The organism is Arthrobacter sp. C2, from assembly GCA_024207135.1.
In the GTDB taxonomy this organism is placed as follows: Bacteria; Actinomycetota; Actinomycetes; order Actinomycetales; family Micrococcaceae; genus Paeniglutamicibacter.
Window position 1 is genome coordinate 1,909,494 of record CP042428.1, and the last position, 16,623, is coordinate 1,926,116.

The 16,623-nt window shown below is 66.6% G+C and carries 14 protein-coding genes; 4 read left to right on the top strand and 10 right to left on the bottom strand.

The annotated features are described in order from the left end of the window. Nucleotides 1-262: 262 nt before the first annotated feature. The gene (locus tag FPY90_RS08985; protein ID WP_071212727.1) at nt 263-730 is read right to left on the bottom strand and encodes a VOC family protein; all 468 of its coding nucleotides are present in this window, start codon (nt 728-730) and stop codon (nt 263-265) included. A gap of 173 nt (nt 731-903) precedes the next feature. Continuing rightward, complete coding sequence (locus FPY90_RS08990; RefSeq protein WP_071212726.1) at nt 904-1,311, bottom strand: YccF domain-containing protein; 408 nt, start codon at nt 1,309-1,311, stop codon at nt 904-906. A 196-nt stretch (nt 1,312-1,507) separates the two neighbouring features. Between FPY90_RS08990 and FPY90_RS08995 the strand changes: the two genes are divergently transcribed. Both FPY90_RS08995 and trmB read left to right on the top strand, forming a co-directional pair. Continuing rightward, on the top strand, nt 1,508-3,046 hold the full coding sequence (locus tag FPY90_RS08995; protein WP_071212725.1) for a polysaccharide deacetylase family protein: 1,539 nt from the start codon (nt 1,508-1,510) through the stop codon (nt 3,044-3,046). A gap of 20 nt (nt 3,047-3,066) precedes the next feature. Beyond that, on the top strand, nt 3,067-3,924 hold the full coding sequence (gene trmB / locus FPY90_RS09000) for a tRNA (guanosine(46)-N7)-methyltransferase TrmB (protein ID WP_071212724.1): 858 nt from the start codon (nt 3,067-3,069) through the stop codon (nt 3,922-3,924). 56 nt (nt 3,925-3,980) lie between these two features. Here the strand turns inward: trmB and FPY90_RS09005 are convergent, their stop codons facing one another. The 8 genes from FPY90_RS09005 to FPY90_RS09040 form a co-directional block, all read right to left on the bottom strand. Continuing rightward, nucleotides 3,981-4,889: an alpha/beta hydrolase gene (locus tag FPY90_RS09005; protein WP_071212723.1), complete on the bottom strand. Its 909-nt coding sequence runs from the start codon at nt 4,887-4,889 to the stop codon at nt 3,981-3,983. 22 nt (nt 4,890-4,911) lie between these two features. Beyond that, nucleotides 4,912-5,343: a heat shock protein transcriptional repressor HspR gene (locus FPY90_RS09010; RefSeq protein ID WP_071212722.1), complete on the bottom strand. Its 432-nt coding sequence runs from the start codon at nt 5,341-5,343 to the stop codon at nt 4,912-4,914. A 99-nt stretch (nt 5,344-5,442) separates the two neighbouring features. Continuing rightward, complete coding sequence (locus FPY90_RS09015) at nt 5,443-6,411, bottom strand: DnaJ C-terminal domain-containing protein (protein ID WP_071212721.1); 969 nt, start codon at nt 6,409-6,411, stop codon at nt 5,443-5,445. A 188-nt stretch (nt 6,412-6,599) separates the two neighbouring features. Further along, nucleotides 6,600-7,157, bottom strand: a complete 558-nt coding sequence (locus FPY90_RS09020; protein WP_071212720.1) for a nucleotide exchange factor GrpE — start codon at nt 7,155-7,157, stop codon at nt 6,600-6,602. 14 nt (nt 7,158-7,171) lie between these two features. After that, nucleotides 7,172-9,016, bottom strand: coding sequence for a molecular chaperone DnaK (dnaK, locus tag FPY90_RS09025; protein ID WP_071212719.1), 1,845 nt, complete (start codon nt 9,014-9,016; stop codon nt 7,172-7,174). A 346-nt stretch (nt 9,017-9,362) separates the two neighbouring features. After that, the gene (locus FPY90_RS09030) at nt 9,363-9,836 is read right to left on the bottom strand and encodes a hypothetical protein (protein WP_071212718.1); all 474 of its coding nucleotides are present in this window, start codon (nt 9,834-9,836) and stop codon (nt 9,363-9,365) included. Nucleotides 9,837-10,134: 298 nt separating this feature from the next. Then, nucleotides 10,135-11,910 (bottom strand): DEAD/DEAH box helicase, encoded by a 1,776-nt coding sequence (locus FPY90_RS09035; RefSeq protein ID WP_498685108.1) that lies wholly within the window; start codon nt 11,908-11,910, stop codon nt 10,135-10,137. 256 nt (nt 11,911-12,166) lie between these two features. Further along, the gene (locus FPY90_RS09040; RefSeq protein ID WP_498685558.1) at nt 12,167-14,296 is read right to left on the bottom strand and encodes an MMPL family transporter; all 2,130 of its coding nucleotides are present in this window, start codon (nt 14,294-14,296) and stop codon (nt 12,167-12,169) included. Between the two features lie 125 nt (nt 14,297-14,421). Here FPY90_RS09040 and FPY90_RS09045 point away from each other — a divergent pair, with 125 nt between their 5' ends. Together FPY90_RS09045 and FPY90_RS09050 are read left to right on the top strand one after the other, a co-directional pair. Further along, entirely contained in the window at nt 14,422-14,886 is a 465-nt protein-coding gene (locus tag FPY90_RS09045) for a MarR family winged helix-turn-helix transcriptional regulator (protein ID WP_498685110.1), read from the top strand. Nucleotides 14,887-15,064: 178 nt separating this feature from the next. Next, nucleotides 15,065-16,555 (top strand): glycoside hydrolase family 1 protein, encoded by a 1,491-nt coding sequence (locus FPY90_RS09050; RefSeq protein WP_498685111.1) that lies wholly within the window; start codon nt 15,065-15,067, stop codon nt 16,553-16,555. The last annotated feature ends 68 nt before the right edge of the window (nt 16,556-16,623 follow it).

The following is a 16,623-nucleotide window of genomic DNA, read 5'->3' on the forward strand; positions in this document are numbered from 1 at the left end:
GCTGGTGCTTACACTACCAACGCAATGTCCGCCCGTCTCCTGTTGCCCGCGACTTTTTGCCAAGGCCCGCGGCGCAACAACTGCTGGTGCTGCCACGGGGACAAAGAGGTCCCGGGATGGCCGCTCCCCGGCGCTGCGGGGTTTGTACGACCAGCGACACGGAGAAACCCCGGCACCGCCCCTCGAGGCGATACCGGGCAGGAATCCAAAAAGGCCGCGGGCATTCGCCCGGAACCTGCGCATCAGGGATGCGCAGACCGGTCTATCCCCGGGCGGCGGCCTCAAGCACGGCGATATCCAACTTCCGCATGGGCATGAACGCCTCCGTCACCCGACGCGTAACCTCCGGATCCGGATCGCCAAGCAGCTCCACCATCCGCACCGGGACCACCTGCCAGGAAACGCCGAAACGGTCTTTGAGCCATCCGCATTGGCTTTCCTCTCCACCGGCGGTGAGCTTGTCCCAGAAGTAGTCGACTTCGGTCTGGTCCTCGCACATGATCTGGAAGGAAATCGACTCGTTGAACTTGAAAAGCGGGCCTCCGTTGAGGGCCACGAAGGATCGGCCATTGAGGTTGAACTCCACCGTCAACGGTTCGCTGGACGGATTCCCCTGCGAGTCCATGTCGAGGTGGGAGACGATCCCGGAATTCGGAAAGATCCCGGTGTAGAACCGGGCGGCTTCCAGCCCCTGGCCGTCAAACCACAGGCAGTTGATCAGGTCTTTCATGTGATGATCCCATCCGGTTGGTGTGGGGAATTGTTTCCCACCCCAGAGGCTAGAAAGGTGTTCGGCATGATTCAAGGGGCCGGCGACAAAACGGGTGCGGAAGTTTTCCGCGCCGCATCCGTGGGATTCCTCTCGCCCACGGATGTTGCACGGATCCAGTCGCGAGGGCAGACCTACCGGTACGTGGGAATGTACTGGGTGCTGGGAACGATTTCCTTTCCCAGGGGCATGAGGGAAATCGGGATCATCTTGAGGTTGGCGATGCCCAGCGGGATGCCGACGATGCTCACGAACATCGGGATCGCGGTCAGCACGTGGCCAATGGCGATCCAAATGCCGGCCACCAATACCCAGATGACATTTCCAATGGTTGAAAAAGCTCCTACCCCGCCTCGGTCCACCACCGTGCGCCCAAAAGGCCACAGTGCATAAAGGGCAATCCGGAAGGAAGCAATGCCGAAGGGGATGGTGACAATGAGCAGGCAGCAAATGATGCCGGCCAGCATGTATCCCGCCGCCAGCCAGATACCGCCGAAAACAAGCCAGATGACGTTCAGGACCACGGAGAGAGTGTTTCGCATGTATCCAGCTTCGCCCATGAGCCCGTGCCGCGCCATGGGGTAATACCCTGAGTCGTCCCCCAATTGCTTGATAACGCTTTCTAACGATTCGCGCCGATGGCCCCGAGGATTCGATAAGCGTACGGCAAACAGGCAAGATTATTGGATGCCGTATGCGTTTGCTCGAAAATCTTCCCTGCTTCTTTCCGGACTCCTTGTGATCGTACTTCTGGCAGGTTGCGCACCGGCACCAGGATCCCCCAAGTCCCCGCGGGATTCGATCCAGGAAGCCGCAAACGCGTCATCCAACGCGGAGGGCCAAAACTCCGACGCCCTTCCCCTGTTCCTGGTTCCGGACCTGAATGCGGTGACCGCGACCGATGAGCACCGCCGCATCTTCACCAAGCATTTCGAGGTTTCTTCCGTCCCCGCGGTGGCCCGGTCCCAGTCGGACCTTGTCACGGAGCAGGTCGATGCATTCAAGTCCACGAATGTTCCGGATGTGGCTACGGGGGAACGGCCCGTGGCGGAACTGAACATGCGCAGCCATCTCACGGCCGTTTCCACCCGGGTCCTGGGCATCCGGGTCAACACCTATGAGTCCACCGGCGCCGGTGCCGGAACCCGGTATGTGACACAGTGGTTCACCCAAGACGCACCAGCGGCACTGGGAACCAGGGACTTGTTTGACAGCGACGAGGACTGGGCGCAGTTCAAGGAGTTCATCGCCCAGGCAGCAACCGCCGATCCCAGGGTTTTCGTCGGGAGCCTGCTGGACCTCGATGATGCCTGGCTGGACTCCGTGAATTTCGACGCGCATGGAAACGCCCTGGTGGAATTCGATGACAACAGTGTCGGCCCCGGCTCGGCCGGCCCCATTGTCGTGAAGGTCGATGCCGAGCACGTTGCCGCGTTGCTCTCCGGGTTCGGAACCCTGGCCCGCACGGCCGCAACGTCTCCGAGCCCCAGGGTGCAGCTGGGCCTGCTGCAGGACCGGGCCAGCCAGGCACCCGACGGCGGTGCCGCGGCGACGAGTCCGGAATCCGTTCCCGATGCCGGCAAGAAATCCGAGGGGGCCGATCGCAACCGGCGACCGCAACGTGCCGTCGACTGCACGGCAACGAAGTGCGTGGCATTGACCTTCGACGACGGACCGGGCCCGAAGACCGGGAAACTGCTCGACACCCTGCGCGAGGGCAACGCGCCCTCCACGTTCTTCGTCGTCGGCCCCAATGCCAAGCTGCGACCCGAGATCTTGGCCCGCATGGTGGCCGAGGGCCATGAAGTCGGGAACCACACGTGGAACCACCGCTCGCTCACCTCGCTGTCCTCGGCGCAGATCCAACGTGAGATTGACCGCACCAACGCGGCGATCGCCAAGGCCGTCGACCAGCCCGCCACCCTGATGCGCCCTCCCTACGGCGCACACAACTCCATCAGCGACCGGCTCGCGAGCACCCCGGTGATCCTGTGGGACGTCGACACCCTGGACTGGAAGCACCGCAACACCGAAAAGGTCGTCGACGCCGCGATTTCCCAGACCACGCCGGGGTCGATCGTGTTGATGCATGACATCCATTCCAGCACCGTGGCGGCGGTCCCCAAGATCCTTGCCGGCCTGCGCGCCAAGGGGTACACCTTTGTTACCGTCACCGAGCTCATGGGCGATTCGGCGCTCAAGGCCGGAGAGAGCTACGCCCGCGGCCCGCAACCGGCAAAAGCCTCCGGTGCCAAGGGCGCCAAAGCCACCCGGTGAAGTTCGCTACCCTTAAGCCCATGAGCATTCCCCCAGAGCGCAAGATGCCGGTCAGCGGCCGCGCCGTCGAAGACCTCGCCTTTTACCGAACCGAACCCGTCTCGTTTGTCCGCCGCGGCAACCGCCTGCAGGGCCGCCGTGCCGACGCCTGGGAACGCACCGCCCAAAAGTACATCATCGAGCCGCCGCGCGAGCAGGCAGACACCTCCGTGGCCGAGGGCTACCAGTTCGACCAGGAAGCCATCTACGGCCGCAAGGCCCCGCTGATCGTGGAGATCGGCTCGGGCCTGGGCGAAGCCATGGCCTTTGCCGCCAGCGAGCACCGCGACAAGGACTTCCTGGCCGTCGAGGTGTACCGCCCCGGATTGGCAGCGCTCATGGTGCGGGTGGAAAACAACGAGCTGACCAACGTGCGCGCGGTCCAGGCCAATGCGCCGGAGGTCCTGGACTCGATGCTTCCGGCGGCCTCAGCCGACGAGGTCTGGATCTTCTTCTCCGACCCGTGGCACAAGATCCGCCACCACAAGCGCCGCCTGATCAAGGATTCGTTCGTGAAGAAGCTTGAGCGCGTGCTGGTCCCCGGCGGCGTGGTCCGCCTTGCCACCGACTGGTCCAACTACGCCGAGCAAATGCGCGAGGTCTTTGACGCGGCCGACGCGTTCACCAGCCTGCACCCCGGCGAGCTGGCCGGCGAGGACAGCAACCTCACCAAGGTGCGCCGCCTGGGCCTGGAAAAGGACGAGAAGGATCCCGCATTCATCGACGAGCGCGGGGGCTGGGCTCCCCGCTTCGAGGGCCGCACGTTGACCAGCTTCGAGGGCAAGGCGCTCAAGGCCGGCCGGATGATCTTCGACCTGGCCTACCGCAAGGCGCCGTAGCCGGTCGGTGTTGCTGTGGGCGGTGTCGGGTTTCGGTCCGGCACCGCCCGCCGTGCTTAAGCCAGCGGTTGCTGCCCGGTGGTGATCAACGCCAGGTTGCGCAGGGACAGCGTGTCGGGGTCCCGGTAGCCTCGGGGCGAGGCCGGATTCCCCGGCAGGTGCTGGGAGGTGTTGTGGCCGGTGGCGGCATGCAGTCCCAGTTCCGGGATGGCACCGACGCTGAACTCGTGGCCGGAAAGCATCTTGCGGCCCGAGAGCGCGCGGCCTAACCACGCCAGTCGGTCGCCCGGGGCGATGGCCTCGTAGACGTTGTGTGGCGGCACGTTCAGCCGCCCCGGGCTGCGGGACAGGTGCCGGGGAATCCCGGCCGAACCGATGGTGGCCAGCGCCTGGGCGTGGACCGCGTACCCGGATGCCGGGTCAAGAACCTGGGCGGCAAGCGTGGCTGCGTAGGAGTGGGCTTCGAGTGCCAGGTGCGGGGCGTCGGGCCTCAAGCGGGCAAAGGTGCCCAGGTCTTGCCCGAGCCGATGCAGGCCCCGCCGGGCGGCATTGTCCAGCAGGGCGCTGGCCAAGTTGGGGGCGGGGTATCCCAGCCACGCGACCACCGCGGGTTCGGCGATCCCGACCTTTAGTTGTTCCAGGTAGAGCTGCCCGGCTTCCCGGACGCTGCCCCACAACGCGTTGCGCGCCCTGATGCCGGTTCCGGAAAGCTGGAAGGTCACGTGCGTGGCGGTGTCCAGCTCGCCCACGGCAACCGCGGCCAGCGGCTCGCGGCCGGACAAATCAAGGTACAGCAGGTGGCGTGCGGGAATGGCCGGGTCCATGGCTCCGGGGCGCAGCGCATGGGCTGTCCCGTCGAGGGCCTGGCGGTGGGAGGTGCGCAGCCGTCCGCGGATCTTGCACAACGCCTCGAAGCGGCGCTGGGCCGCGGCGGAGAGACGGGCATAGTCCTCGGTCGGTGGCATAGGGGGCGTCCCGGTGCGGCGGCTACTTGCCGCGCGGCTTCCACACGACCACGGCCTGGCTGCGGCCGCGCGGGCGCTGCCCGCGGGCCAGGGAGACCACGTCCCCGGTGCTCCCGGCGGCAAAGACGCGTCCCAGGCCCGCGGCCTGGTGGGCGCTGCGCAGGGCGAAGACCTCGTTGCTCAGTTCGCCGATCCGCATGCGCAGGGCGGCGACCTGGTTTTCCAGGGCCATGATGCGCCTGATGCCTTCCAGCGAGACCCCGTCCTTGGACAGGCGCTGGATCTCGCGGAGCAATTCCACGTCGTGCTCGGAGTACCTGCGTTGCTTGCCGCCCTGGCGGGAGGGGGAAACCAGGCCGAGGCGGTCGTATTGGCGCAGCGTCTGGGGGTGCATGTCGGCCAATTCGGCTGCAACTGAAATGACGAAGATCGGCCTTAGTCGGTCATTGCCCATGATCCCTGCCTTTCATCCGGTTTCATCCACCGTAGCCAATATCCCGGTGGGGCCAAGGGCCCCGCGTCGCCGGTCAAGCGGCGCGGGGCCCTGAGGTGTTTAGAGTTTTGCGCGGGCGACCAGGGACTCGCGCGGGTTCTCGCCCTTGGTTGCCTCGGCGAAGGCCTCGACGGCCGCCTTGGCTTCCTTGGAGAGGTTCTGCGGGACCACCACGTCCAGGGTGACCAGCAGGTCGCCGGTGGCCTTGGAGGTCTTGACGCCGCGGCCCTTGAGCCGCAGCGTGCGCCCGGTTGCCGATCCCGCGGGGACCTTCATCTTGACGCTTTCCCCGGTCAGTGTCGGCACCTCGATCTGTCCGCCCAGTGCGGCCTCGTCGAAGGTGACCGGGACATGGATGCGGATGTTGTTGTCTTCACGGATGAAGACCGGGTGCGGGCTGACGGTGACCTTGACGATCAGGTCACCGGCGCCGGCGGAACCGGGCGATCCCTTGCCGCGCACGCGCACCGACTGCCCGTCCTTGATCCCCGCGGGGATCCGCACGTCGATGACTTCGCCGTTGGCCTCGCGCAGGCCGATGGTGGTTCCCTTTATGGAACCGGCGAAGGAAATGGTGGTGCTTGCGGTGCGGTCCGCGCCCTTGCGCGGCGCCTGCTGGCCGAAGCCCCCGAAGCCGCCCCCGCCGCCAAAGAGGTCGGCGAATTCCGGCGGCACCTGGCCGCCGCGCCGGCTTCCTCCGCCTCCGCCGCCACCGAAGAGGTTGGAGAAGACATCCTCGAATCCGCCGTTGCCCGGTGCCCCGCCTTGGCCGCCGGCGCTGAAGCGCGCCCCGGAGCCCATGGCACGGATGGCGTCGTACTGCTGGCGGTCCTCGGGATCCGAGAGCACCGAGTGCGCCTCGGTGATGTCCTTGAACTTGCGCTCGGACGCGGGATCCCCGGAGTTGGTGTCCGGGTGGTGCTTGCGGGCAAGCTTCCGGTACGCCTTCTTGATATCCGCGTCGCTGGCGTCCTTGGAGACGCCAAGAATGGCGTAGAAATCCTTTTCGACCCAGTCCTGACTTGCCATCAGGCGCCTCCTTTGGTGGTGAAATTCTCTGTGGATGGCCCGCCGGAAATTCGCGGCGGACCAGAAATCTGTGGGTGGTGCTTCACCAAGTGTGCGGCGGATCGCTGGTTCCCCCCAAGGGGAAGCGAAGCGATCCGCCGCATACGGTGGTGCAATTCGTGCATTGCTGCAGTCGTTGCCGGTGGTGGCTATTCCCCGAGGGAAACAATCACCTGGGCTGCGCGAAGGATGCGCTCGCCCTTCTTGAACCCGGTGCGCAGCACCTGGGCCACGTGGTCCGCCGGGATCTCCGCGTGCGGCTGCTGGATCAGCGCCTCGTGGATGTTCGGGTCGAAGAGCACCCCGGCCTCGGCGATGCGCTCCAGGCCGAGGCTCTCAAGCACTGCGTCGAGCTTGTTGGCGATCGAGGCGAACGGGCCCTCGGTCAGGTCGCCGTGGGCACGGGCCGCGTCGATGTCGTCAAGCACCGGCAGCAGGTTGACGAACACCGACTGCACGGCGACATCGCGTGCCACGTCACGGTCGCGCTCGACGCGCTTGCGGTAGTTGACGTACTCGGCCTGCAGGCGCAACAGGTCGTCGCGCAATTCGGCTTCCTTGTCGTTTGCCTCCGGCGCCTCGGTGTCGGCTGCTGCCTCGTTGAGGATGGCCTCGGCCTGGCTCAACGCGTCACCCGAGTCGTGGGCCTCGTCAACGGGGGTAACCTCGTCCTTGGAGATGCCCTCGTCGTGGTTTTCCTCTGACATGGTTGATGCGCCCCTTACTTCTTTTCGTCTTCGTCGATGACCTCGGCGTCGACGATGTCCTCTTCGGCGTTCGGGGCCTCGGCATCAGCGGCGGCTGCGCCCTCGGACTGTGCCTGCGAGTAGATGGCCTCGCCCAGCTTGGTCTGCGAAGCCTGCAGCTTCTCGAACGCGGTCTTGACCTCGTCGTCGTTGTCCTGCTTCTCCAGGGCGGCCTTCAGCGCGTCGACGTCGGCCTGGACCTCGGTCTTGACTTCCTCGGGCAGCTTGTCCTCGTTGTCCTTGATCAGCTTGTCAACAGAGTACGCAGACTGCTCGGCGGCGTTGCGGGTCTCGGCTGCCTCGCGGCGGGCCTTGTCCTCGGAAGCGTGCTCCTCGGCCTCGCGGACCATGCGGTCGATGTCGTCCTTGGACAGCGCGGTGCCGCCGGTGATGGTCATCGACTGCTCGACGCCGGTGCCCTTGTCCTTGGCGGAGACGTGGACGATGCCGTTGGCGTCGATGTCGAAGGTGACCTCGACTTGCGGGATGCCGCGCGGGGCCGGCGCGATGCCGGTCAGCTCAAAGGTGCCCAGAGCCTTGTTGTCGCGGGTGAACTCGCGCTCGCCCTGGAAGACCTGGATGGAAACCGAGGGCTGGTTGTCCTCGGCGGTGGTGAAGGTCTCCGAACGCTTGGTCGGGATCGCGGTGTTGCGCTCGATCAGCTTGGTCATCACACCACCCTTGGTTTCGATGCCCAGGGACAGCGGGGTGACGTCGATGAGCAGCACGTCCTTGCGCTCGCCCTTCAGCACGCCGGCCTGCAATGCGGCGCCCACGGCGACGACCTCGTCCGGGTTCACGCCCTTGTTTGCGTCCTTGCCGGCCAGTTCCTTGACCAGTTCGACAACGGCGGGCATGCGGGTCGAGCCGCCAACGAGGATCACGTGGGCGATCTCGGAGACCTTCACGCCGGCTTCGGCGATGACGTCCTTGAACGGCTTGCGGGTGCGCTCGAGCAGGTCGGCGGTCAGTTCCTGGAACTTGGCGCGCGAAAGGTGCTCGTCCAAGTGGACCGGGCCGTCGGCGGTGACCGAGAGGTACTGCAGGGAGATGTTGGTGGAGGTAGCCGAGGACAGTTCCTTCTTGGCCTGCTCCGCGGCTTCCTTCAGGCGCTGCAGGGCGATCTTGTCCTTGGACAGGTCTGCGCCCTTCTGCTTGGCCTGGGCCAGCAGCCAGTCGACGACGCGCTGGTCCCAGTCGTCGCCGCCGAGGCGGTTGTCACCCGAGGTGGCGCGCACCTGGATGGTGGAGAAGTCGTCTTCGTCCTTGCCGACTTCCAGCAGGGAGACGTCGAATGTTCCGCCGCCGAGGTCGAAGACCAGGATGAGCTCGTCTTCCTTGCCCTTGTCCAGGCCGTAGGCCAAGGCGGCTGCGGTCGGCTCGTTGACGATGCGCAGGACGTTCAGGCCGGCGATCTCGCCGGCTTCCTTGGTGGCCTGGCGCTCGGCGTCGTTGAAGTAGGCCGGGACGGTGATGACCGCGTCGGTGACCTTCTCGCCCAGGTACGACTCGGCGTCGGTCTTGAGCTTCATCAGCGTACGTGCGGAGATTTCCTGCGCGGTGTACTTCTTGTCGTCGATGGCGACCGACCAGTCGGTGCCCATGTGGCGCTTGACCGAGGCGATGGTGCGATCGATGTTGTTCACGGCCTGGCGCTTGGCGATGTCGCCAACCAGGACCTCGCCGCTCTTGGCGAAGGCCACAACCGACGGGGTGGTGCGGTTGCCTTCGGCGTTGGCGATGACGGTGGGCTCGCCACCTTCGAGGACGGATACAACGGAGTTGGTGGTTCCGAGGTCAATACCTACGGCACGTGACATGGGGATGCTCCTTCATTACCTTGGGAAAATGTTCCAACGCCAGCACGATTCACATCGGTTGAGCGTTCTGGACTCAAGTTTACTCGCCGTCAAATCGATGTCAATTCAAAGTTGAGCGAGAATGGCTCAACTTTGCCGTTGAGGCGTGGTTCTGGTCCCCAATCCAACAAAAGTTCCCCGGAATCCCGGGGAACTTGGAGTTGGCTGTGAACGTTGTTCGCCGGCAGAGATCATGCGGGAAACGCCCGTGGCCGATGCCGGTGAGCCGGCCGGCATCCGCGGATCGATACCCCGGGGATGCCTGGCCTGCAAGGTAGCGTGCGGCAGTGGCGCGAGGCAAACCGGCTCAGCGACCCAGGACCAGGTCCACGCCGAGGTAGGCAAGCAGGCCGAAGGCAGTACCCCAGAGGATGATCGAAATGACCTGCCAGAAGATCACCTTTTCCTTGGCGGCCCCGAAGGACACCAGCGCGGCCGAGGTGATTTGGCTGGGCAGGATGGTCTGCCCCAGCAGGCTTACGCCGGCAATCCCGTACTTGTCGAATGCCGAGCGCAGCTTGGCGTACTTCACCGACGGGGAGGAATTTTCCTTGGCAACCTTTCGGCGCACCAGGTGGGCCCCGTTGACCAGCAGGAGCATCGAGGCGACGTTTCCAATGACAGCGGCCCCCACGGCAATCACCGGGTTGACCCCGATGACCACTCCGAGCGCCGAGCCGAAGTAGGACTCGATGAAGGGGACGGCCGCTGCCAGCATCACGGCGAGCCACTGCAGTGCGGGCGGGAATTCGGCGGTGAACTGCTGCAGCGATTCAATCAAGGTGGATCTCCAATATCGTCAGGTCTCGGTCATCTGCGCGGTTTCCCTGCCGATCAAATGATTCGGGCGCTTGCCGCGGCGTCGTGTCACCAGATTATTGGCTCTCCCCGCCCGGCCCGGGCATCCAAAGGATGATCTCCCCGGGGATGGGAACGCACCGGGTTCAACCAAAGGGATGATTCCGCGAACGTCGCCGAGCGTTCCTTAAACGCCAAGTGGGCCCGGGATTGCAACGAATGTTGCATTCCCGGGCCCAGTTGTTGGATCAGGCTGGCCACCAGCGGTGGCCGGAATGGTCCTAGAAGTTGCGGCCGTTCGAGGCCGGAGCCGAGGCACGACGCGGACCGCGTCCACGGCCTGCACCGGTTGCGGCCTCCACCTTGGAGGCGCCCAGTGCCTCGGCAATGGTGTTGCCCCCGCGCGGGCGGGAGCCGGCACCCGAACCCTGGCGCTGGCCCGAGTTGTTGCGTGCCGCTGCCGAACCGCGGTTCGGAACGGGGCTGCGACGGGCTACGTCGCGGTCGTCCTGGCGCACGTCGACACGACGGTCGGAGCGGTTGTCGGTCCGACGCTCGCCGCCACGCGGGGCCGAGGCGCCGCGGCCGTCGTTGCGGCGTTCCCCGCCACGGCCGCCTGCAGCGGCGTAGCCGCGGCCTTCGCCACGGTTCTCAGTGCGGTTCTCGGTGCGACGTTCGCCGCCACGTCCTGCCGCGCCGTTCCCGCCGCGGCTCTCAGTGCGACGCTCGCCGCGGTTTTCGTCGCGGTTGCGCGGTGCTTCCCCGCCGGCGCTCTTGGCGGTGCCGCGGCCGCCGCGGCGACGGCCCCGGCCGCCTGCTGCGTCGGAGTCGCTCAGGGTGTCCTTGCGGACGCTGGCGGTGCTGCGCAGCTGCGGGGCAACGTAGGCAACGGGCTCGGCACGCTCGCCGACAACGTCGGAAACAATCTGGGCGTTCGGGGTGACCTTGACCATCGGCACCTTGATGCCTGCGGCCTTCAGCAGCGACTTGACGTCGCTCTGCTGGTCCGGGGTGACGACGGTGACGACGGTGCCGTCCGAACCGGCGCGGGCGGTGCGGCCCGAGCGGTGTAGGTAGGCCTTGTGCTCTGCCGGCGGGTCGATGTGGACGACAAGCTCGACACCGTCAACGTGCACGCCGCGGGCGGCGACGTCGGTGGCCACCAGCACGCGGGCATCCCCGGCCGAGAAGGCGGCAAGGTTGCGGTCGCGGGCGTTCTGGCTCAGGTTGCCGTGCAGGTCAACGGTCGGGATGCCGCATTTGGACAGCCAGACGGCCATCTTCTTGGCGTGGTGCTTGGTGCGCATGAACATGATGCGGCGCCCGGAGCCCGAGGCCAGGGTGCGGACCAGTTCCTTCTTGTCGTCGTTGGACACCAGGAACACGTGGTGCTCCATGGTGTTCACCGAGGCCGAGGAGGAATCCACCGAGTGCACGGTCGGGTTCTCGAGGTAGCGCTGGACAAGCTTGTCCACGCCGTTGTCGAGGGTGGCGGAGAAGAGCATGTGCTGGATGCCGCGGGGGGCCTGGTCCAGGATGCGCTTGACGACCGGCAGGAAGCCGAGGTCGGCCATGTGGTCGGCCTCGTCCAGCACGGAGATCTCCACGCGGGAGAGGTCGGCGACGCGCTGCTTGAGCAGGTCCTCGAGGCGGCCCGGGCAGGCGATGAGGATGTCGACCCCGGCGTTGAGGTCCTTTTCCTGTCGCACCTGCGAGACGCCGCCGAAGACGACGGCAACGCGCAGGTCCACGGCCTTGGCCAGCGGCTCAACAACCTTGGCGATCTGGGTGGCCAGCTCGCGGGTCGGTGCCATGATCAGGGCACGCGGGAAGCGGGCCTTGCGCGGCTTGGGGTTGGCGGCCAGGCGGGCGACCACCGGAAGGGAGAATGCCAGGGTCTTGCCCGAGCCGGTCTGGCCGCGGCCGAGCACGTCTCCGCCGTTGAGGGTGGTCGGAAGGGTGGCTTCCTGGATGGGGAATGCGCTCTCGATCCCCTGCGACGCGAGGACGTCTGCGAAGATTGCGGGCACGCCAAGGGAAGTGAATGAAGGACTCACGTGGTACTTTCTCTCAAAGCTTCGCACGACGGTTTCGGCGCGCGTGGTCGCCGAAGAAAGAGAGAGCCAAGATGGCGCTAAGCGCACATTGACCGGCCGCGTTCGCTCCCTCGAAAGGAAGCAAGGCGTGCGGCGGATCGGGAAATCTAATCTGTCGACGCATAGACCCTCGGGCTGCAAGCAGAGTGCTCGCACCTTACCGATCTACAAGTACCCAGCTTATCAGCACCCGGGGCCTCGCCGAACGAGAGATCCGTTACCTTGTGCGCCCGAGCTTGCTTGGCCACCACACTTTCCCGCCGAGATCATGGACCAGTGCCGGCACCAGCAGCGACCTGACCACCAGGGTGTCAAGCAGCACGCCGAAGGCGACGATGAATCCGAGCTGCAGAAGGAACATGATGGGGATGATGCCCAGCGCGGCGAACGTGGCCGCCAGCACCACGCCCGCGGAGGTGATGACGCCACCGGTGACGGCCAGGCCTCGCAGGACGCCCGCACGCGTGCCGTGCTCCAGGGATTCCTCCCGGACCCGGGTCATCAGGAAGATGTTGTAGTCCACGCCCAACGCGACCAGGAACACGAATCCGAACAGCGGAACGGACGGGTCGGCCCCGACGAAGTTGAAGATGCCGTTGAAGACCCAGGCGGAAACCCCCATGGCGGTTCCGTAGGACAGCAGGGTGGTCGCCACCAGGAGCACCGGGGCCAGGATCGAGCGCAGCAGCAGCATCAGGATGAGCAGGATGGCGCCGAGGATCAGCGGGATGATCTTGACCAGGTCGGCCTGCGCCGTGGTCGCGGTGTCGCTCAGCGTCGCCGTGGTTCCGCCCACCAGCGATTCCGGGTCCTGCCCGTGGAGCATCTCCCGCAGGTCCAACAGCGTTGCCTTGGCGGCGTCCGAGTCCGCGGCGTCGTCCAGGGTGATGGAGATCAGGCTCCGCCCCTCGACCACCTGGGGCTCGCGTCCGGCCTGCACGAGGGCGGGTCCGCCGTCGGCGGCCTGGAGGTAGGCCGAGGCCACCCCGCCGGCGTCCTCGATCCGGGGCAACAGGTCCGCGGCGCGCGATTCGTCGACGATGGCGAAGAGCGGGCTTCCCGTGCCTCCGGGGAAGTGCTCCCCGAGCACGAGTTGGCCGTCGCGCGAATCGGTCTGGCCCAAGACCAGTTCGCTTTGCGGCACGCCGGAGGCCTTGAGCTGGGTCATGCCCAGGGCACCGGCGGCCAGCACCAACGCCGTAAGCACCCAGATCGGCCGGGGGTGGCGACCGACGAAACCGGCGACACGTCCCCACAGGCCCGCGGGCAGCTCCTCGGCGTCCAACCGGACCTCGGGCTTCGGCATGAAGGGCCAGTAGGCTTTCCTGCCCAGCAGCGCCAGCGCGGCGGGCAGGAACGTCAGGGCGGCGATGATGGAAAAGACGATGCCGCTCGCGCCAATCGGGCCCAGCGCCTTGTTGGAGTTCAGGTCCGAGAAGAGCAGGCACAGCAGGCCCACTGTCACGGTGCCGCCGGAAGCCAGGATGGGTTCCACGGATCGCTTCCAGGCCGTCACCACGGCCTCCCAGCGGTCCTGCCCCTTGGACAGCGCCTCCTTGTGCCTGGCCACCAGCAGCAATGAATAGTCGGTTGCGGCGCCGATGACAAGGATGGAGAGAATGCCTTGGCTTTGCCCGTCGAGGCTGATCCAGCCCTCCTTGGCCATGAAGTACACCGCGAGGATGGCGGCACACAGTGCGGCGACGGCCGTGAACAGCACCGTCACCGGCAGCAGGACGGAGCGGTAGACCAGCAGCAGGATCAGGAAGACCGCGCCGAGCGCCACCCCGAGCAGCACCCCGTCGATGCCCCCGAAGGCCTCCACGAGGTCGGCGCTGAATCCGGCCGGGCCGGTGACGTAGGCGCGGGTCCCCTCGGGAATCCGCTCGGCAAGCTCCGTGCGCAGGTCGTCGACCGCAGCGTCGACCTCCGCATTGCCGTCCAATGGAACCAGCAGCTGTGCCGCAAGCCCGTCCTCGGAAGCGAAGGGGCCGACGATCTCGCCGTCCAGGCCCCCGAGGTCCTTCAGCGAGGCGGCAACCTCCTTGATCCGGTCCTGGTCGATCGCCGATTCGCCGGCAATCACCACCACCGCGGGGATGGCGTCGGAGGTGCGGAACTTCGCTTGCCACTCCAGGGCCCGCGTCGCCTCGGCCGTGGCCGGCAGGAACGCCGCCTGGTCGTTGGTTTGCACATCCCCCAGCTTGCCGAAGGTCGGCCCGCCCACTCCGGCGACGCCCAGCCAGATCGCGACCAGCACGACGGCCAGCACCGCGCGGAAGACGGCTTTGCCCGTTCCCGGACCGGGCTTCTTTCCCGGTTTGCCGGGGCCCGCCCCGACCGCCATGACTCGATTGTCCACGTTCCAACTCCTCGTTGTGCCGATGGCTTTCCATCCACATTCAGTTACGTCTCCATCAAAGAGTATTTTCATCATGGAACTATTACAAGTTGAGGCATAGAATGGTTCCCATGGATCCCGCCGCCGCCTTCGAACTCGTCCTGCTGCTTCAGCAGTTCGGCCAGGCCTCGGACCGCTACGTGGAAACCACCGGGTCCAGGCACAAGACCCACCGCACGGACATGAATGCCCTGGCCGTCATCATGCGCTTCGAACGCGCCGGGACCCCGCCCACCCCGGGCGAACTCTCCCGGACCCTGCAACTGAGTTCGCCGGCCACCAGCGCCCTGCTCGACCGGCTCGAGCGCGTCGGCCACATCGAGCGCCTGCGCATCGACAAGGACCGACGCGTCGTCCGCGTCAAGATGACACCGAAGGCGCAGGCCGACGGGCGGGCCATGTTCGCACCCCTGGCGGCAAGCATGATGGAGGTCATCTCCACCTACACCGACCAGGAGGTGAAGCTGGTATCCCGCTTCATGGCCGACGCGACGGCCGGCGTGGACAAGGCCAGGCACAACGCGGAGCACACGTAGCCGCCGGCCTTGGCCCGGCCGGGTCCCGGCGAGCGCGCCACGGACAGGGCCCTCGGCAGCTGCGCCTGTCCCGGCCTGCCCTGCCGGCGCTGGCCCGCAGCGGGTATTCGCACTAGGCTCGTGGCAACCGTCGGCCGAACGCTGGTGCGTTCATGATCGTTGAGGACCAGTCCCCGCCATGACCGAACTCCCCACCACCGGCACGCCCCGTCCCCTGGCCGCCGGATTCGATTCCACGCGCACCCTGGAATTTCCCGACGGATTCCGCTTCGGGTCGGCAACCGCCGCCTTCCAGATCGAGGGCGCGAGCCAGGAGGACGGCCGGGAGGACTCCATCTGGGATGCCTTTTGCCGGCTGCCCGGCGCCGTCTTCGAGGGGCATGACGGTGCGGTTGCCGCGGACCACTACCACCGGATGCCGCAGGACGTGGCGCTGATGGCCGAGCTGGGCCTGGACACCTACAGGTTCTCCACCTCCTGGGCGCGCATCAGGCCCGGGGACAGGGCGCTGAACCCCAAGGGCCTGGACTTCTACTCGCGGCTGGTCGACGAGCTGCTGGAACACGGGATCTCCCCGTGGCTGACGCTCTACCACTGGGATTTGCCGCAGGCCCTGGGCGAGCGCGGCGGCTGGGCGAACCGGGACACCGCCTACCGTTTTGCCGACTACGCCCTGGCGGTGTTCGAGCACCTGAAGGACCGGGTCACGGACTGGACCACGCTGAACGAGCCCTGGTGCGCCTCCTTCCTCTCCCATGCCGGCGGCGAGCATGCCCCGGGGCACACGAACCCGGAAGAGGCGGTGGCCGCGGCGCACCACCTGCTGCTGGGCCACGGACTGGCCACCGAAGCGATGCGGGAGGTCGCGGGCAAGGAGCACCGGCTGGGCATCACGCTGAATTTCACCGTCGCCGATCCCGCCGACCCGGCCAACCCCGGGGACGTCGATGCCGCACGGCGCATCGACGGCTCCTTCAACAGGGTCTTCCTGGACCCGATCTTCCGCGGCCAATACCCCCCAGACGTCCTTGAAGACATGGCCGGGGCCGGCCTGGCCGGGCACATCCGGGACAACGACCTGGAAACCATTGCCGCACCCATCGACGTGTTGGGCGTCAACTACTACAACGGGGTGCTGGTTGCCGCTCCCCAGGATCCGCCGGCCTCCGAGCAGTCGCTGGTGTTCGCGTCCGAGCGCGGGCTCCCGCGCCGGAGCCCCGCGGTGGGCAGCGAACGGGTGCGGAACATCGACCGGCCCCTGCCGCGCACCGCCATGGGCTGGGAGGTCCAACCCGAGGGGCTCGAACGATTGCTGCTGCGCCTGCAGGAGCAATACACCGGGCCGGCCGGGATCCCCATGGTCGTCACGGAGAACGGCGCCGCCTACGACGATGCACCGGATGCCTCCGGCTTTGTCGACGACTCCGCCGACCGGCTGGCGTTCATCGATGCGCACCTGCGGGCCGTGCACCGGGCCATGGAACGCGGGGCCGAGGTGCGCGGGTACCTGGTGTGGTCGCTGCTGGACAATTTCGAGTGGGCCTTCGGCTACGACAAGCGCTTCGGGATCGTGCGGGTGGACTACGGCACCCAGGCCCGCATCCCGAAGGCCTCGGCCCGCTGGTATGCGCAGGTTGCCTCCTCGCACCGGGTGCCGGCCCGGGAGTAGTGTTCGCCGGCCGTCCCACCTGCCGGGATGCCGGGCCGGGCAGGTACAGGTGGGGGCCCGCGCTCCCC